We start from the raw sequence: 14,565 nt of genomic DNA on the forward strand, positions 1-14,565 counted from the left end.
CTCCATGAAATCCTTGTTTCGGCTATTGTCTGTACATGGTCCCGGACTGATAGCCCATTATTATACCGTCGTATTCGAATTTCCCGATTTTCGGGAATAATGGTTGGAATTTATTAACATAATATAAAATAATTATGTATGAGACGGAGAAAACTGCTGATCGTGGGGGGAACGCTTCTCATGGGATCGATTGCGGGATGTGGCGGAGATGGGAATGGTGAGGGGGAGTCGGAAGCGACAACAACGACCGAGGAGTCCGAGGGGACACAGACAACAGTCACCGACGAACCCGAGAATGAGGAAACGACGACCGAAGAATCTGCGGAGGATACAATCGTGTACGGCGATTTGTATACCTTCGACTCGGATTATGCCGTAGACGTCGAATATTCCGACCCAGACACTGGAGATTCAGGGACGGGTTCGGCCAGATACAACGGCGATAATTACTACATGCGAATGGAACCCGATGATAGTGATGATGTCTACGAACTGTATCATATCGATGGGGACGATTACTGGGTCCTCAACGAGGAGATGTGCTATAAAAATCCGAGCCAGGAATTGGAGCCCGACTCGGACGTAAAGTCAGAGTCAGACGCAGACGCACACGGGAGCAAGCCCGACGTGAATCTGGAGCCGGATGGGACGACAGAACTCGACGGCGAAACGGTTTACATTTTCGAGGTGTCTGGTGAGGATATTGAGGGTGTCCTAACCCTCTATGTCAGTGCATCGACCGGGTATTTGCGCCGGGCCGAAGGAGAATGGGGGCAGGCCGACTTCCACTCGTGGGGTGAGGTCGATCCCATCTCGGAGCCGAGCATGGACTGTCAAACATACTAACCGGGACCCCAATCGCCTGTAAGTCCCTCGGTCACTGTCCCAATTCACCAAGAGACGGGAATTCACGTCTCGGGTGGGTGAATAACCAGCGTGGGCTCATGGCCCGCCACCTCGCATTCTGCCCGCTGTTCAATCGAATACGTCATTTCATCGGTCCCGTTGGGAATCGGAAGTCTGGCAGTGATCTGGGCCGTATGCGATGCCCCACCCGCGATCGTGTCAGGTCTGTCGTAGCTTCGCGGGTGATAGTCGAGATACACATCCCCTCCGGCAACCAGATTCTGGCCAGCGAGACAGGCCGATAATTCCGGAACCGAGAGCGGCCTGGTGAACGGCCCATCATTCGTCACTGTTAGTGTTCCAACTGTGGCTTCGGCTGGGACCATCTCCTCATCCGGCGGAGCATCTGCAGGGGCTGAAACAGTGATCGTCTCGTTTACGTCGACGTTCGTACTCATTCCAGCACTCGTGATATCAGCCCCGACCAACAGGACTGTGACGACAAGAAACACAGTCACAATAATTGTCGCCGTTCGGGGTGAAATCGTTGGTCGCTTCGTGCGCAGCGTATATCCGAGGAAAACGAAAAGGACTGCGGACCCAAACAGAACGAAGAAGATGCCGGTTGCAGCCAGGTCATAGCGGACAACCACGTACACGAGAAAGACCACATAGGCTGCGCCTGAGAGAATCAGTGAAATGTGATCGAGAACGTCCCGGTCCATGGTTACACCACCAACGAGAAAGGAAAGAAACGCCAGAAAGAGAATTGCAGCTTTGACCGGTATCGAGAGCGAAAAGACGACGTCCCGCACGAAATACGTCAATGCCCCAAAGGCGAATCCGATACCCAGAATATACAGCAACGTCCCGCCATCGATGTCGAAATCCATGGATGGAATTCGGCCAATGTCCCAATTAGCGTTTGGATTACTGCTGGCCCATCAGCCGAACGCCCACAGTCCGGCCCGTTCCAATTCCAAACTGCAGCCGATTCGCATGCTAACAAACGAACAACTATACTTATCGAACTATACAGACTTTGCATGCCCGATCTCAAATCCGATGACTACTACGAGGCCCACGCGGACTTCTGTAGTATCTGTGGGAACGCAAACCGTCTGAAAGTCCTCGACGTTCTCAAATCTGGAGAGTCCTACACCGTTTCCGAACTCACTGCAACGACTGGGATTACCCAATCCACCCTCTCCCAACATCTGAAACTCATGCGGGACCGCGGAATGGTTTCTCGAACAAAAGAGGGCGTAAACAACTACTACCGGATCAAGGACGAGCGCATCGTGGAAGGCATGCTCACCATCCGGCAGGTCGTCGAAGAGCAAATTGAAGAATAAGAGAGAGCGCGGGCGACCATGTCTCAGGCCGCGGCGTCAGCCTCCTCAGCATTTCCTTCCCAGACGTTTGCACCGCGCCACTTTCCGACTTTCCGGAGCCCATAGGCCAACACCGTCAGGCCGATACCCACACCCATGACCACTGCACCCAGCAACGCGCCCACCACCGAGAGCACCAACCCAAAGCCCAGCACGGTTAGCAGGCACCCGGCATAGGTGCCCATTGCACAGGGACAGGTCCCCAATCGATCGATATCCAAGCGGATGCAGGGGTTAGTGAGCGTGGTGTTATCGACGATTGCCTGGCGCAGATGCCCCTCTTTGAGTCCTGCAGTCGGGATCCCGTAGGTCTCCGTCGGGGTCTCTATCGTGACAGTTCGACACATGAAGCCTTCACACTCCATCCGTGTTACCTCATCGAGGGGAACCGTGTACTCCAACGGGGAGTCGGGGTCCGCCTCAGCCATCGGACGAACGGCAACAACTTCATCCGTCACGATGACCTCAGTATCCGGCTCCGCGACCGTGTCACTGCTCACCGTCGAGGCTCGGAACTGTACTTTCCCGGGGAGATCTTCGGCCGGTGGTTCGGGTGGTGGCATGATCCTCACCTCCAATTACTAATACGACATCCGGATATATAAATATAAGCATATTTATAATAAGCGAGTGTATTTGGGGTGGTTGGTCTGCCTCATGGCATTTAATTAAATATAATAAATTTACAGGTGTGAAAAGTGCCAACATGGCCCAAAATCCAATGGCGGCGTTTGGGAGACAGATTTGGACAACACTGTTCCAAGTGGACCCACCCCACGAGCTCCGGAGTACCGCTACGGACAGATTATCCCCGAATCGGGGAAATGTCTCACGAATCTAATACCCGCGGTCAGGACTGTGATTCCCCAAGGAAAGTCAACACGCCCCGGACGTTCATGCGGGCTTCTTCTCGGGCCTTCAACGCGCCCCAGGCCCCACCAGTTTCGGTCTGTTCGGCGAAATATGCGACAGCCTCATCCGCGCCTACCGCATCCCGCTTCTCAGCCACGGCTTCGACCCAGTCACTCAGCACGGTTCTGTACTCCTCGAGAACCTTTTCTGGTCCCTGTGGACCAAAATGGCCGAGATACAGCACACTGGCGGAAAGCGATTCGATCATCTCGATGTCTTCAAGTGAGGCCTCGAGGTCGAAGTCCGGTGGGGGACTTGACGGCTGAACCCGATCCACCCCCGGTGTCTTGATCCCTGCTGCATCGCCAGTGAAAACACCACCACCTGATAGGTCCTCGTACACGACCTGATGGAACGCATGTCCGGGAGCTGGGTGCACAAGTAATTCCCGATCACCAAGGTCGATCCGGTCACCAGCATCGAGTTCGACGATCCGGTCCGTTGGAATCGGGTGGGGCGTCGCGTAATTCTGTATTTGCTCCCCAACCGCTGCAGTCGTGCCCTCCCAGAGCCGTTCGGGATCGACCAAATGGGTCGCTCCGCGATGATGCACAAAAATATCAGCATTGGGACAGGCGTCCGCAAGATATCCCGCCCCACCTGCATGATCTAGATGGACGTGTGTCAAGATGATCGCCGAGAGCATCTCCGGTTCGATTCCCAACTCGGTCAATGCATCGAGAATGGTCTCCCAGTTTGCGCCCGTTCCGGTGTCGATCACGGCCGGCTTTTCTGTAGCCAAAATATACGGAGAGCAGTATTTAGCCGGTTCGAAGTCCCTGGTCCACACGTAGTGGAGGTCCGTCTCCTCGAGGACGGATGGGGTCCGAACCCTGGGTTCAGTCATACCACTCTATCGGACCCCGGGACAAAAAATCCAACTACCGGTTGCACCCCGGAACGCGACGTTTTGACCGCTGGAGAGGGGGGTTCGGATTTCGTGGATCGGGTATTTTGTTCGGTCGACCGGGAAGGCCGTGGCTCCTCGGCGAGCGATTCGGGACTGGCCCTCTCTCCAGTCCCATCAGCATAGATCCGTTCCGCTCGGGTCTCGAATTCGGCCAGGTCGATATCGCCGTTCACGTACTGGGCTTTGAGCCCCTCGATCGCCTCAGCTTCAGTCATTTCCGGGCGAGGCCGAGACGCTGGTTCAGCGCGAGGGGACAAACCCCCAGCGAACATGCCGACAGCGGCCATCCCCACAAGAAGCAGCACAAACAGCAAACCCATCATTACTACATATGAAACGTGCTCCGACCGTACCGCAGTTGCCCTGGGGTCTCGAAAGTTCCGGCGGGCATTGTTTTTAGAGCAAACCCTGGATTGCTCAAGCAAGCAGATTCGGGACGACACCAATGAGCAGATGCATTGCAACTCCCAGCACCAGGACAGCTGCAACGATTTGAAAGATCGCGTGATAGTGCTCGCCACGCTGTTTCGTGACCTGGAACATCGAACCGGCACCACCACCAATAACAGCCATCGTCGCAACAATGGAGACCGTATAGGCGGCGACAGCGAGCGCCACAAGTCCACCACCCTGTTTGCTCATGACCACTGAAATGAAGGCGATCATCGAAACCGGTGGCGAGAGCGTAAAGAGCGCGCCGATCGTCCCAATTTTGAGGTACTCGAACACGCCGTGCTCGTGGGTGTGGGCATTGTGTTGTGAATGGTCGTGGGCCGAGATCGGGAGGTGAACGTGGACGTGGTCATGTTCGCCCGATCCGTGATCGTGTTCATGCCGATGCAGGAGCCGCCTCGTGCCACTTACTCCGAGGTACAGGCTCAGCAGGGCCAACACGACACCCACAACCAGCAGACCGGCCTGTTCGAGCAGTGGCGGGAAGGATGTCACCCCGAAAAGAACGGAGGCAAGCACGATCCAGAGCACGACGAGCAAGGCGTGTCCAACCGCGAAACAGCTCCCGACGAGCGCTGATAGTTTCGGATCGCCTGCATCGTGGGTCAGGGCCGTGATCCCGGCGACGTGATCGGGTTCGATGCCATGAGTGACTCCAAGCACCCCGGCAGAGAGCAGTAAGCCAGCCCCAACTGTCGGGTCCATATGCTACGTGTCCACATGCAGCTGGCTTTAGCAACCGTCCCAGTTATCAATCTATGAGAATGAGCGGGAGGTCCAAAGAGTTGTTCTACGTATGTTCCATGTTGGCACGTCGGTATCGTCGTAAAACCGCTGACAGCGGATCGACACCTGAAACCCATGGACATCGCTGACATCCTTTCGACCGACTTCGTCCAGTTACCCCCCGACGCCACCGTGTCGGCGCTCGCCGGGAAGTTCGAGGACCCCACTCTCGTCGGCGTCGTCGTATATGGGGATCAGTACAAAGGAATCGTGACCCGACGGCAACTCACCGGGTCTCATCACCAGCCCAACGAAACGCTACGCTCCTTGGTCTGGCAAGTCCCACACCTCGACCCCGAAGAAGACGTTCGAACGGTGGCACAGTTGATGATCGACGCCCACGCGCAATTGCTTCCGGTCTTCGAAGGGGAGTCGCTGATCGGGGTGGTCACCGCAGACGACCTGCTGAAACGGGTCCAGTCGTACCTCGATGTCGCAACCGTCGAAGATGCGGCGACGACCGACCTAGTGACCCTCGATCCAACAGCTACCTTCGGGGACGCGTTGCATACCTTCCGCGAACAGCAGATCGCTCACCTTCCAGTTGTGACGGGGGATCAAGCGGTCGGCATCGTTAGTCTCTCTGACGTGACCGATCTCACAGTTCGGTCCGTCGCGAAGAGTCAGGGCGGAGATCCGGGCGGCAGAAAATCAGTTGGCGGACCGATGTCCGCAAGCTCCGGCCGTGCGGGCCGGGGGGGATTCGGCGCACGGGAAGGGGACAACACGCGGTTGCTCGATCTTCCGATCCGGGACGTCATGACGGAACCAGTCCGAACAATCAGCCCCGAGGCGACACTCGACACCGCCGTCGCAACAATGTCCGAAATCGACGCTTCATCGTTGATTGTGACACGAGACGAGGACACGAACGGAATCCTGACGAAAACCGACATCCTGGATGCCCTCACCTGGGACGCCGGTGGGAACCGACCGGTACAGGTCTATGGAACCGACTTGATCGACGATCTGACCTACGAGGACATCGTCGGGATGATCGAGAATTTCGACGACCGCGATCACCGAATGAACGTCTTGGATGCGAAGGTCCACCTTCAGGAACACACCGAACGCCTCCGGGGGACTCCGCTGCTCCTGGCTCGGATCCGGCTCCATACCGATTCGGGCCTATTCATCGCATCCGGGGAAGGCTACGGTGCGAGTCACGCGATCAATAACGCGAGAGACACCGTAGAACGCCAGATCCGGAAGCAGAAGACCTACGGACAAAGCAAGAAGCCACCCGACGAAGAATTCTGGGAGCGCCGGTTTGGCTGGTTACTCGAAGGGGATTGACGGCGGTCCTACCCGGTCCGTGACCCAATTTCTTGGAATTACAACCGATACATATGTAACTGTCCCCCATAGTTTCAGACAGCTATCACCGAGCCACCGAACCATGCCCCCAACCGAATCCGACACCCACGAGGGAGTCCCCCAGGACGAGGGTGTCGTATTTATCGCGAACGTGATCGACCCTCGAGAAGGGGGACGAACATGCACGATTTCACCGGTTCCAAAGACGGAGACCGAGCTTCTTGACGTCTGGATTTCGGCCGATGAGGACTCGTTCGTCTCGCTCGAGGACGTACGGTAACTGGGAGTGGGCCCGGTGAATCGGTGTGGATTACTCCGAGGACATATACTCCATCTGTGCGGTCCGGTCGGTCCGACAGGACGGACAGATCTCTAAGTCGAGGGTTTCGAGGGCCGATTCGTCAAGTTGCTCGCGCATGGTATCGAGCCCGTCTTTCGACGCGAACGGCTCCCCACAGACCTTGCACTCGACCATCTCTTTTTCGACGATCGGTCGCCGGTCGGGGATCGTTCCATCGCCGATCGCCACTGTTCCACTCACGGTCATCACGTCTTCCGGACAGGCGGTCTCACAGTGTCCACAGCCCACACAGGCACCGGGATCGAAATACAACGTATCATCCGTCTGCTCGAGGGCCTCGGTCGGACAGACGTCGTGACAGGTCGAACAAAGCGTACAGCCGGCTTCATCCACAGTTACTGAGCCGCTCCCGGGAACGGCCACCGACTCTGAACTCGTCCCGGGTCCAGCAGCCAGCGAAACACTCGCTCCAAGCCCGAGTGCATGCCTGGTGTCCGTTTCGATGCCCGCTGTCGAGACCACATCAATAAACTCACCGAGCACCCCGTCCATGGCCGCCGCCAACGCGTCTGGGTCCGTGGTGTCCGTAACACGAACTCGCTCACCCAACCCCAGATCCGAAAGGGCTTGATTCGCCTCGCGGGCGGCGTCCTCGACCGGTTCTGTCGCCCGATCTGGATCGCTCGCCAGGATGACTCCGTCGGCGCCCCGAGCGATCGTGTAAATCGTGGCCACGTCGGGGACCGAGAGTACGTTTGGTACTTCAATCGGGAGTATCGCTGGGACTGCCCGAGAGGAAAGCGTTGCTCGGAAGGCTGGAGCGATTTCCTCGCTGACAAAGGCCACACCGAAGGGCGTCGAATCTGCGCCCCAGGGGAACCTTGAGCCACCAGTTGCCTCAGCCATTGGCTCCATCGCTGCGTCGACGACCGTGGCCGTCGTTTCGGCGTCGTACACCCGTGTCGGCTCGATGGACGCCGTCGGACAGACCGACACGCAGGTCCCACAGGCGACACAGCGGTCAGGTTCCACCGATACCCCGCCGCCGTGGGTCAGCGAAATCGAGATGGCGTCGTTCGGGCAGGCGGACTCGCACAGCGAACACCCCTCGTTTCCGGCCGTCCCGACCGCGCAGGTTCCGTGATCGACTGTCACCTCGGGCCTGGCCCGCATTCGAGCAGCCCGCCGGACAGCCCCGGTGACACCAGTCCGAATTCCGTGGACCCACCGATCCTCGAGCAGTGGACCGGAATACTCCGGCCAGACGACCTGGGTTGCCTGTACTGTCTCGACAGCCGGGTCGTCCGCCGGCCGAATCGCGTTCGCCGGACACACAGCCGGTTGAACGGCCTCGCCAGTTACTTGCACTGGGACCGAAGTTGTCGCCTCGGGATACCGACGAAGGCAGCGACCACACTCCGTACAGTCATCGGTGACCCGGCGCTCGACGGTGACCTCGTAGCCGCCATTGTTCCGTTCGAGGGTCACCGCAGCGCCGGACCTGATCATAACCGCTTCGGGAAGGCTCGTATCGTGGAGGTCGGTCCCGTTGGTGAGAAGTGTGACATCGGTCGTTCCAGCCAGGTCCCGAGCGGCGAGTGGATCGCCAACAACGAGGACGTGTTCCGGGGATGGCTCTGGGTCGGCGGGAAAATCGCGTTGGGCGGCCATCCCACCGAGCGCGGCGTTGGCCGAGCCGGCGACGATTGCTGTCGCCGTGGCATCGTCTTGGGCCGCGCCGATGAACGGACTGACCCGATCCGTGAGATATCCCGCTTCGCGGAGGCCCGCTTGCAGTTCAGCAACCGCCGGACCAGTTCCGGCCACGAAAACCACGCGATCGGTGCCGGCTGCCTCGATTCGGTCGACGATTTCCTCCTGGTGGTCGGCAATAGACCCTGTCACGACCGTCTCGTCGACAGTCAAGGAATCGGCAACGGCTTCCCGATCGATATTCGCCGTCCCCCGACAGTCGCTAATAATTGCGATCGTCATTGGCGCACGCCCTCACGTTGAGCGTCGAACACAATGAGTCCAGCGACAATGTCTGCGACCGCCTCGTAGAACGGCTCGTCAGTCGTCTCCTTGATGTCCGCGGCCAACTCGACGAACCACTCGCCGTGTTCACTAAGGAAAACCCGCTTCCGATCGGCGTTCTCAAGAGTGAGTTCACGCAACGCGGCGAGTTCGACTGCCGCGTGATCGGCCTCCTCCTTGAGATCGGGGGCTGGAGCGATTCCCAATTGTTTGAACGTCTGCGTGACCGCCGCCAGGGGTTCGCCCAAGAAATCGTCCTCGTAGTAGGATTCGTGGATCTGGAGTTTCGGCCGTGGACCGACGAACAGCCGGGTGAATTCCGCAGCGAGCCGATCTGCTTCCGCTTCCGGGTCCGTGACGGTCTCGCCCCACTCCGCGAGGGCTTCGAGACCCGCTCGCAACTGGTCGTTCGGGGCGATGTCCGGTTCGGGGAGCGGACCGGTGGAAAGTGCCTCGACGGTCGCCGCGTCCGGCGGGTCCGAAAGCACTCCCGAAAGCAAGTCATAGAGCTGTGCCAGCGTCGCGTCCTCGGGTGATGTGTCCTCGGAATGCATGAGTCTCAGTCCGGTGAGTAGTGTCCCCGAGTCAATCAGTGACCCGGATCGTGATTCCGTACAGTAGACCAACAAGCCCGGCAATAATCACGAGCATCGCCACGTTGAGTCCCAGCCCCCAAAAGAGTCCAAATGACCCTTCTAGAATGGTCTCAGGTGCGTCCAAGAGATAGAGTGTTACCTGGGTCCCTGGAACCGGGGCCAAGATGCGATCGATCATGACGCCTGAATAGATCACGGCAAAGGTGAACAGTACCACGACCACCCCTGCGATTTGAATATGGCGATCCGTCCCTGTCTCGCCCCCGTCCGTCCGGGTTCCCTCGTCGTCGACCCAGCCAGCCCACTCCTCGCGTGCTCGTTCGAGGGAGACTGTCCCGGTGAAAACCGAGGTGTCGAGAGGGAACTCCAGAACGTGAGTGTCATACAGGTGGAAGGTGACCCCCATCAAGAGCGTAAAGGCAAAGACAGCGTGGAGGTCACTCGCCACGAGGAACGATGGCCGATAGCGGAGCAACAGGCCGGGGAACATGAGTACGAGCCCCGTCAGCGTGAGTACTGTCAGTTCTACCGCGATGATCAACATCTCGGATTTCTGGATCCACGTGTACTTTCCAGGTCGGGGCTCCTCGCCTCGCCCAAGAATATGCTTCGCGTAGGTGATCGCCTCACGAACGGTCCCGGGAGTTGGCATCCACGCTGTGGGCACGTCCCCAGTCGCCAGCCCGGTGAGCAGGTAGAAGATGAAGTAAAGCAATGTGATGAACAGTGTGACGCCGGCAACGATGTGGATCAGCACGATGTTCTGGTAGCCGACCACCGCGACGAGCCAGCCGACGTGCCCGCTGAAGGTAATCGCCGTGCCGGTCAGGAACAACACGAGAATGGCCAAGGCCATCAAGAAGTGGACATACACCTGCACGGCCGAGAACCGATCGACCTGTGTGGTGGACTCACTCATCGATTCACCCCCGGATGTGTCCGGAGCGATAACACGAGAAGCAGAGACACCATTGCGACCAGGCCGGTGAGATAGACCCCCAAGAGTCCGCGCAGAATCAGCCAGTTACCAGACATGGACTCGTACTGGGAGACGCCCTCACCGACGAGGGCGAGTGTCTCCCGCATCCACACGCCAGTCGTGAGCCCGGGTGAGGCAGCATTCAGCGCTACCAGGACTCCGGCCGCGACCAGCACTGCGGCGACTGCGGCGATGATATGTCGGACGTGATCGGTATGCATCTTTGTCCTATGGCTCAGTCACTTCCCGTGCCGAAGACGACGCCCGCTTCGCCCTCGGTGAACATCGTATCGCTACCGCGGCGACGCATCTCGTCGGAAATCTCGCTTGCGGTCCCGTAGATCAGCGCATCGGTCGGGCAGGTTTCCACGCAGGCAGGATCTTTGCCCTCCTCGAGCCGCGGTTTGCACGTCGTACACTTGTCCATGATCCCGGCGCCACCGGCCGTTTCTTCTTCGGTCGGGTACTGCGGAGCCCCGAACGGACACGCCCAGGAGCAGTACGAACATCCGATACAGAGGTCTTTGTCGACCTGCACCAGATCGTGTTCGTCCCGATGGAGTGCATCAGTCGGACAGACGTCGATACAGGGAGCCTCCGCGCAGTTATAACACTGCATCGGCGTGTGAGATTCCCCGCCGGTGTACCGGGTCCCGTCACGGCCCTCGTTATGGGTCACGATTTCGATCCGTTCCTCCGAGTGGCCGATGTCCCACTCGACCTTACAGGCGACCTCACAGCCGCCACAGTCGATGCAACGATCGACGTCAGGGATCACGCGTTTCGTCATCAGTCATCACCCCCCAGCGGGCGGCGAATGAGGCCTTTCTCTTCCTGGTAGGCCAGTTGTTTCTCGGGGAGCTCCGGGATCTCCTCCGGATCCGCTTTGTCCAGCACCGCGAGGTTGGCTTTCGTCTCTTGCATCATCGTATGTGGGTCGTACCCGTCCGAAGTCCCGATGTTCGCCGAATCGCCGATCGTGACCGGTTCGAACCCGTCAGGATACCGATCAAGCAGCGACTCGCCCTCGAAGATCCCGCCCCAGTGGAAGGGGAGGAATATCTCTTCCTGATTCACCCGCTCGGTCACACGGGCCTGCACGACCAACGTGCCCCGTTTAGTGCCGACGGTGATCCACCCACCCGTGTCAACGCCGAGTTCGTTGGCAACTTTCGGGTTGATCTCGGCGTACATGAAGGGAGCCCGTTCGGCCGTGTACGGATTGTTCCGGGTCTCGGCCCCGCCACCAGTGTGTTCGACTTGCCGACCGGTCGTCATGATCATCGGATGGGAATCCGACAGATCCGACCGATCGAGCTGCTTCGACTGGTTGTTGAGGTTGACCCGGAACACGTCCTCCATGTCCTCGTAGGTGGGGAACTCCTCGGCGAGGTCAGGTCGGGGCGTCTCGATCGGTTCGCGGTGAACCGGCACCGCGTCATATTGGTTCCAGGCCGACCCACGAGCTCGGCCCCGTCCTGTCGGTGGGTCCGGCTGTGCGTGATCGAAGTCGGTGTACTCCGCCGGATCGACGTCGTAGCCCTCGTCGGCAAGTGCCCTTGCGGCGTCGTACACGGACATGTCCTCACGCTCGGCGTATTCGATCGGGATAGTCATCGCGGCCGGGTCGTCGGGATCCGGAAGCGCCGTGTGCCACATCGGGTACTGCGGGACACCCTCGAGCGTGCCGTCCCACCAGTCCGGTTCGTAGGAATTGCGGATGAGCGTCTCACCGTCCGGCCCCTCGGTGCCCCATCTGGTCCGGAAGTCCGCCCCACCAGCAGCCGGGTGTTTGCCAGCATCGTAGAGGATCGGAGTCCCCGGATGGTCCTTGTGCCAGGACGGCCAGGGCATTCCGTAGTAATCCCCGGCGAGATCGTGGTCGTCTGTAACCTCGGCCTTGAGGTCCTTCGGACTGAACACGCCGGCGTTCTCCTGGTGGGCCTTCATGCGCTCGGGAGTCTGGCCGATCATCCCGATCGTCCGCATCCCGAGGTTCCACTCCCGGGTGACGTCCTCGATCTCGTCGTAATCGAAGTGCTCGCCGAACCCGAGCCGCTCGGCGAGATCCTGTGCGATCTCGAAGTCCGACTTCGAGTTGTGGCGCGGGTCCACGACCTTGTTGCGCCACTGGATCGAGCGGTGGGTGTTCGTCACACTCCCACGCGTCTCCAGTTGGGTCGCGGCGGGGAGCAGAATAATACCGTCGTCTCTGTCAGGCAACGAGGAAGTCAGCGCGGGGTACGGGTCGATCCCGACGATAAGTTCGAGTTCCTCCATCGCCTCCTTCATCCGGTTCATCTCGGAAACGGAGTTCAAGGAGTGCCCCCAGATCATCACGGCCTTGATCGGCTCGGGCTGGTAGAAGTCCTCCCCGGCGGTAGTATCCGGGTGGGCGCCCTCGTACCAGCGGGAGACCGTAAAGCCGTTTTTCTCCATGATATCCTTGGAGTGGAACCGGTCGAACATGTCGTCATACGACGTGGACCCGCTGGTCGATGGGGTCTGGTCCCAGACCGAGGCCCAGTGACGCCACGCCCCTTCGCCGAGTCCGTAGTAGCCCGGAAGGGTGTTTGAAAGGACTCCGAGGTCCGTCGCCCCTTGCACATTGTCGTGGCCCCGAACGACGTTGAGGCCCCCACCAGGTTGGGCGGAGTGACCCAATGCCAGATTGAGCGTCGCAAACGATCGGATGTTCTGCGTTCCGTTGTTGTGTTGGGTCGCACCCATCGCCCAGTCGACCGTCGAGACCTCGGCTTTGGCCAGGATCTCAGCGACTTCCTTGAGTTCCTCCACGTCGACCCACGTGATGTCCGAAACCGTCTCGAGGTCGTAGTCCTGGAGGTTCTCCTTAACGTCCGCCCAGCCGTACACCCGGTCCTGAATGAACTGTTCGTCGTGGGCCTCCAGGTTGAAGACGATGTGATACAGCAGTCCGTTGATGAAGGCCGTATCCGTCCCCGGGCGGAACCGAACAACCTTGTCCGCCTGCGCGGAGGTCTTCGTGAATCGCGGCTCCGCGACGATGATGGTCCCCCCGTTGTCCTGCATCTTCTGCGGGTATTGCATCATCACCGGGTGCGACTCGGTAGGGTTATGCCCGATGATGAGGTTCGCGTCCTGGTTGCGATAGTCGTTGATCGGGTTGGTCTGGGCACCAAAGCCCCAGGTGTTCGCCAGGCCGGAAACAGTCGTCGAGTGACAGATCCGGGCCTGATGGTCGACGTTGTTCGTCCCGTAGAAGGCCGCGAACTTCCGTTGCAAGTAGGCCTCTTCGTTATTGACCTTCGCCGACCCCATCCACATGACCGAATCCGGAGTGTACTCCTCGCGGATGCGATCGAGTTCCTCGGCAATCTCGGACAGAGCCTCGTCCCAGGAGATCGCCTGCCAGTCGCCGTCGACCTTTTTCATCGGCTCCTTGAGCCGAGTCTCGGAGTTGACCGTGTCAGTGAGACTGGCGCCTTTCGAGCAGAGTCCACCCTGATTGACTGGATTGTCCTCCCAGCGCTGGAGCCCGACGACGGCGTCGTTTTCGACTTCCAGCTTCAACCCGCACCCGACGGCACAGTGGGTGCAAATCGTCTTGACCGTCTCCGGTGACTCGTTCTCACCCGATTCTGTTTCTTCCTCAGTCGACTGTGCGAGTACACGAGAACTTCCTGCGGCGGTGACGATGGCCGTGCCGCCGGCCGCTTTGAGGAAGTCCCGACGCTCGAAACTTATGCTGGACATTAACAAGCAAGATATCGGGAGGAAGCCCGGTAGTACCCCACCCAATATAGCGAGGGGGTTTTAGTCGTGTGCAATACTCACTCAGCCATAAAATGGCCCGCGTTCCGGTTCTCAATGTATCCAGAAGACTCGAACGTGTCAACGGGCTCCAATAAATTGTGGTGATTGTGAGTCAAACCCAAAACCGGCTCGTACCTCCTGTACGGGCTGATGGCTGCAGCATCTAGTCCCGCTGGTTTCCGCTCCGTTCCAAGAGGGCTAGGACTTATCGACTGGCACCTGGTAGCAGATAGTTTATA

Annotated in this window: 15 protein-coding genes; 4 read left to right on the plus strand and 11 right to left on the minus strand. The window is 59.0% G+C overall.

The annotated features are described in order from the left end of the window. Positions 1–138 precede the first annotated feature (138 nt). The gene (locus V5A26_RS01720; RefSeq protein WP_332320318.1) at positions 139–846 is read left to right on the plus strand and encodes a hypothetical protein; all 708 of its coding nucleotides are present in this window, start codon (positions 139–141) and stop codon (positions 844–846) included. A 62-nt stretch (positions 847–908) separates the two neighbouring features. Here V5A26_RS01720 and V5A26_RS01725 read toward each other — a convergent pair whose 3' ends face one another. Then, positions 909–1,739, minus strand: coding sequence for a DUF1109 domain-containing protein (locus V5A26_RS01725; RefSeq protein ID WP_332320319.1), 831 nt, complete (start codon positions 1,737–1,739; stop codon positions 909–911). 153 nt (positions 1,740–1,892) lie between these two features. On the opposite strand from V5A26_RS01725, the gene V5A26_RS01730 reads away from it, so the two are divergent. Continuing rightward, positions 1,893–2,201, plus strand: a complete 309-nt coding sequence (locus tag V5A26_RS01730) for an ArsR/SmtB family transcription factor (protein ID WP_332320320.1) — start codon at positions 1,893–1,895, stop codon at positions 2,199–2,201. 23 nt (positions 2,202–2,224) lie between these two features. Here V5A26_RS01730 and V5A26_RS01735 read toward each other — a convergent pair whose 3' ends face one another. The 4 genes from V5A26_RS01735 to V5A26_RS01750 all read right to left on the minus strand — a co-directional run bounded on the left by V5A26_RS01735 (position 2,225) and on the right by V5A26_RS01750 (position 5,220). Further along, on the minus strand, positions 2,225–2,803 hold the full coding sequence (locus tag V5A26_RS01735; RefSeq protein WP_332320321.1) for a hypothetical protein: 579 nt from the start codon (positions 2,801–2,803) through the stop codon (positions 2,225–2,227). Positions 2,804–3,090: 287 nt separating this feature from the next. Further along, on the minus strand, positions 3,091–3,999 hold the full coding sequence (locus V5A26_RS01740; protein ID WP_332320322.1) for an MBL fold metallo-hydrolase: 909 nt from the start codon (positions 3,997–3,999) through the stop codon (positions 3,091–3,093). Next, complete coding sequence (locus V5A26_RS01745) at positions 3,996–4,277, minus strand: hypothetical protein (protein WP_332320323.1); 282 nt, start codon at positions 4,275–4,277, stop codon at positions 3,996–3,998. The genes V5A26_RS01740 and V5A26_RS01745 overlap by 4 nt, the downstream gene beginning before the upstream one ends. A gap of 202 nt (positions 4,278–4,479) precedes the next feature. Next, complete coding sequence (locus tag V5A26_RS01750; RefSeq protein ID WP_332320324.1) at positions 4,480–5,220, minus strand: hypothetical protein; 741 nt, start codon at positions 5,218–5,220, stop codon at positions 4,480–4,482. A 156-nt stretch (positions 5,221–5,376) separates the two neighbouring features. Between V5A26_RS01750 and V5A26_RS01755 the strand changes: the two genes are divergently transcribed. Continuing rightward, the gene (locus V5A26_RS01755; protein ID WP_332320325.1) at positions 5,377–6,597 is read left to right on the plus strand and encodes a CBS domain-containing protein; all 1,221 of its coding nucleotides are present in this window, start codon (positions 5,377–5,379) and stop codon (positions 6,595–6,597) included. Positions 6,598–6,700: 103 nt separating this feature from the next. Next, positions 6,701–6,898 carry a DUF7511 domain-containing protein gene (locus V5A26_RS01760; RefSeq protein WP_332320326.1) on the plus strand — a complete coding sequence of 66 codons (198 nt, stop codon included), beginning with the start codon at positions 6,701–6,703 and terminating at the stop codon, positions 6,896–6,898. A gap of 30 nt (positions 6,899–6,928) precedes the next feature. Here the strand turns inward: V5A26_RS01760 and V5A26_RS01765 are convergent, their stop codons facing one another. Genes V5A26_RS01765 through V5A26_RS01790 form a run of 6 tightly spaced genes read right to left on the minus strand, consistent with a single transcriptional unit; the run spans position 6,929 to position 14,266 of the window. After that, positions 6,929–8,914 (minus strand): 4Fe-4S binding protein, encoded by a 1,986-nt coding sequence (locus V5A26_RS01765; RefSeq protein WP_332320327.1) that lies wholly within the window; start codon positions 8,912–8,914, stop codon positions 6,929–6,931. Beyond that, a complete protein-coding gene (locus V5A26_RS01770; RefSeq protein WP_332320328.1) occupies positions 8,911–9,510 on the minus strand; it encodes a TorD/DmsD family molecular chaperone in 600 nt (199 codons plus the stop codon). The genes V5A26_RS01765 and V5A26_RS01770 overlap by 4 nt, the downstream gene beginning before the upstream one ends. Positions 9,511–9,541: 31 nt before the next feature. Beyond that, positions 9,542–10,471 carry a cytochrome b/b6 domain-containing protein gene (locus tag V5A26_RS01775; RefSeq protein WP_332322183.1) on the minus strand — a complete coding sequence of 310 codons (930 nt, stop codon included), beginning with the start codon at positions 10,469–10,471 and terminating at the stop codon, positions 9,542–9,544. After that, positions 10,468–10,752, minus strand: a complete 285-nt coding sequence (locus V5A26_RS01780) for a hypothetical protein (RefSeq protein ID WP_332320330.1) — start codon at positions 10,750–10,752, stop codon at positions 10,468–10,470. Before V5A26_RS01780 ends, V5A26_RS01775 begins: the two co-directional genes overlap by 4 nt. A gap of 14 nt (positions 10,753–10,766) precedes the next feature. Next, positions 10,767–11,321, minus strand: a complete 555-nt coding sequence (locus V5A26_RS01785; protein ID WP_332320331.1) for a 4Fe-4S dicluster domain-containing protein — start codon at positions 11,319–11,321, stop codon at positions 10,767–10,769. Continuing rightward, complete coding sequence (locus tag V5A26_RS01790) at positions 11,321–14,266, minus strand: molybdopterin oxidoreductase family protein (RefSeq protein WP_332320332.1); 2,946 nt, start codon at positions 14,264–14,266, stop codon at positions 11,321–11,323. Before V5A26_RS01790 ends, V5A26_RS01785 begins: the two co-directional genes overlap by 1 nt. Between the last annotated feature and the right edge of the window lie 299 nt (positions 14,267–14,565).

It is taken from the genome of Halodesulfurarchaeum sp. (assembly GCF_036626455.1).
In the GTDB taxonomy this organism is placed as follows: Archaea; Halobacteriota; Halobacteria; order Halobacteriales; family Halobacteriaceae; genus Halodesulfurarchaeum.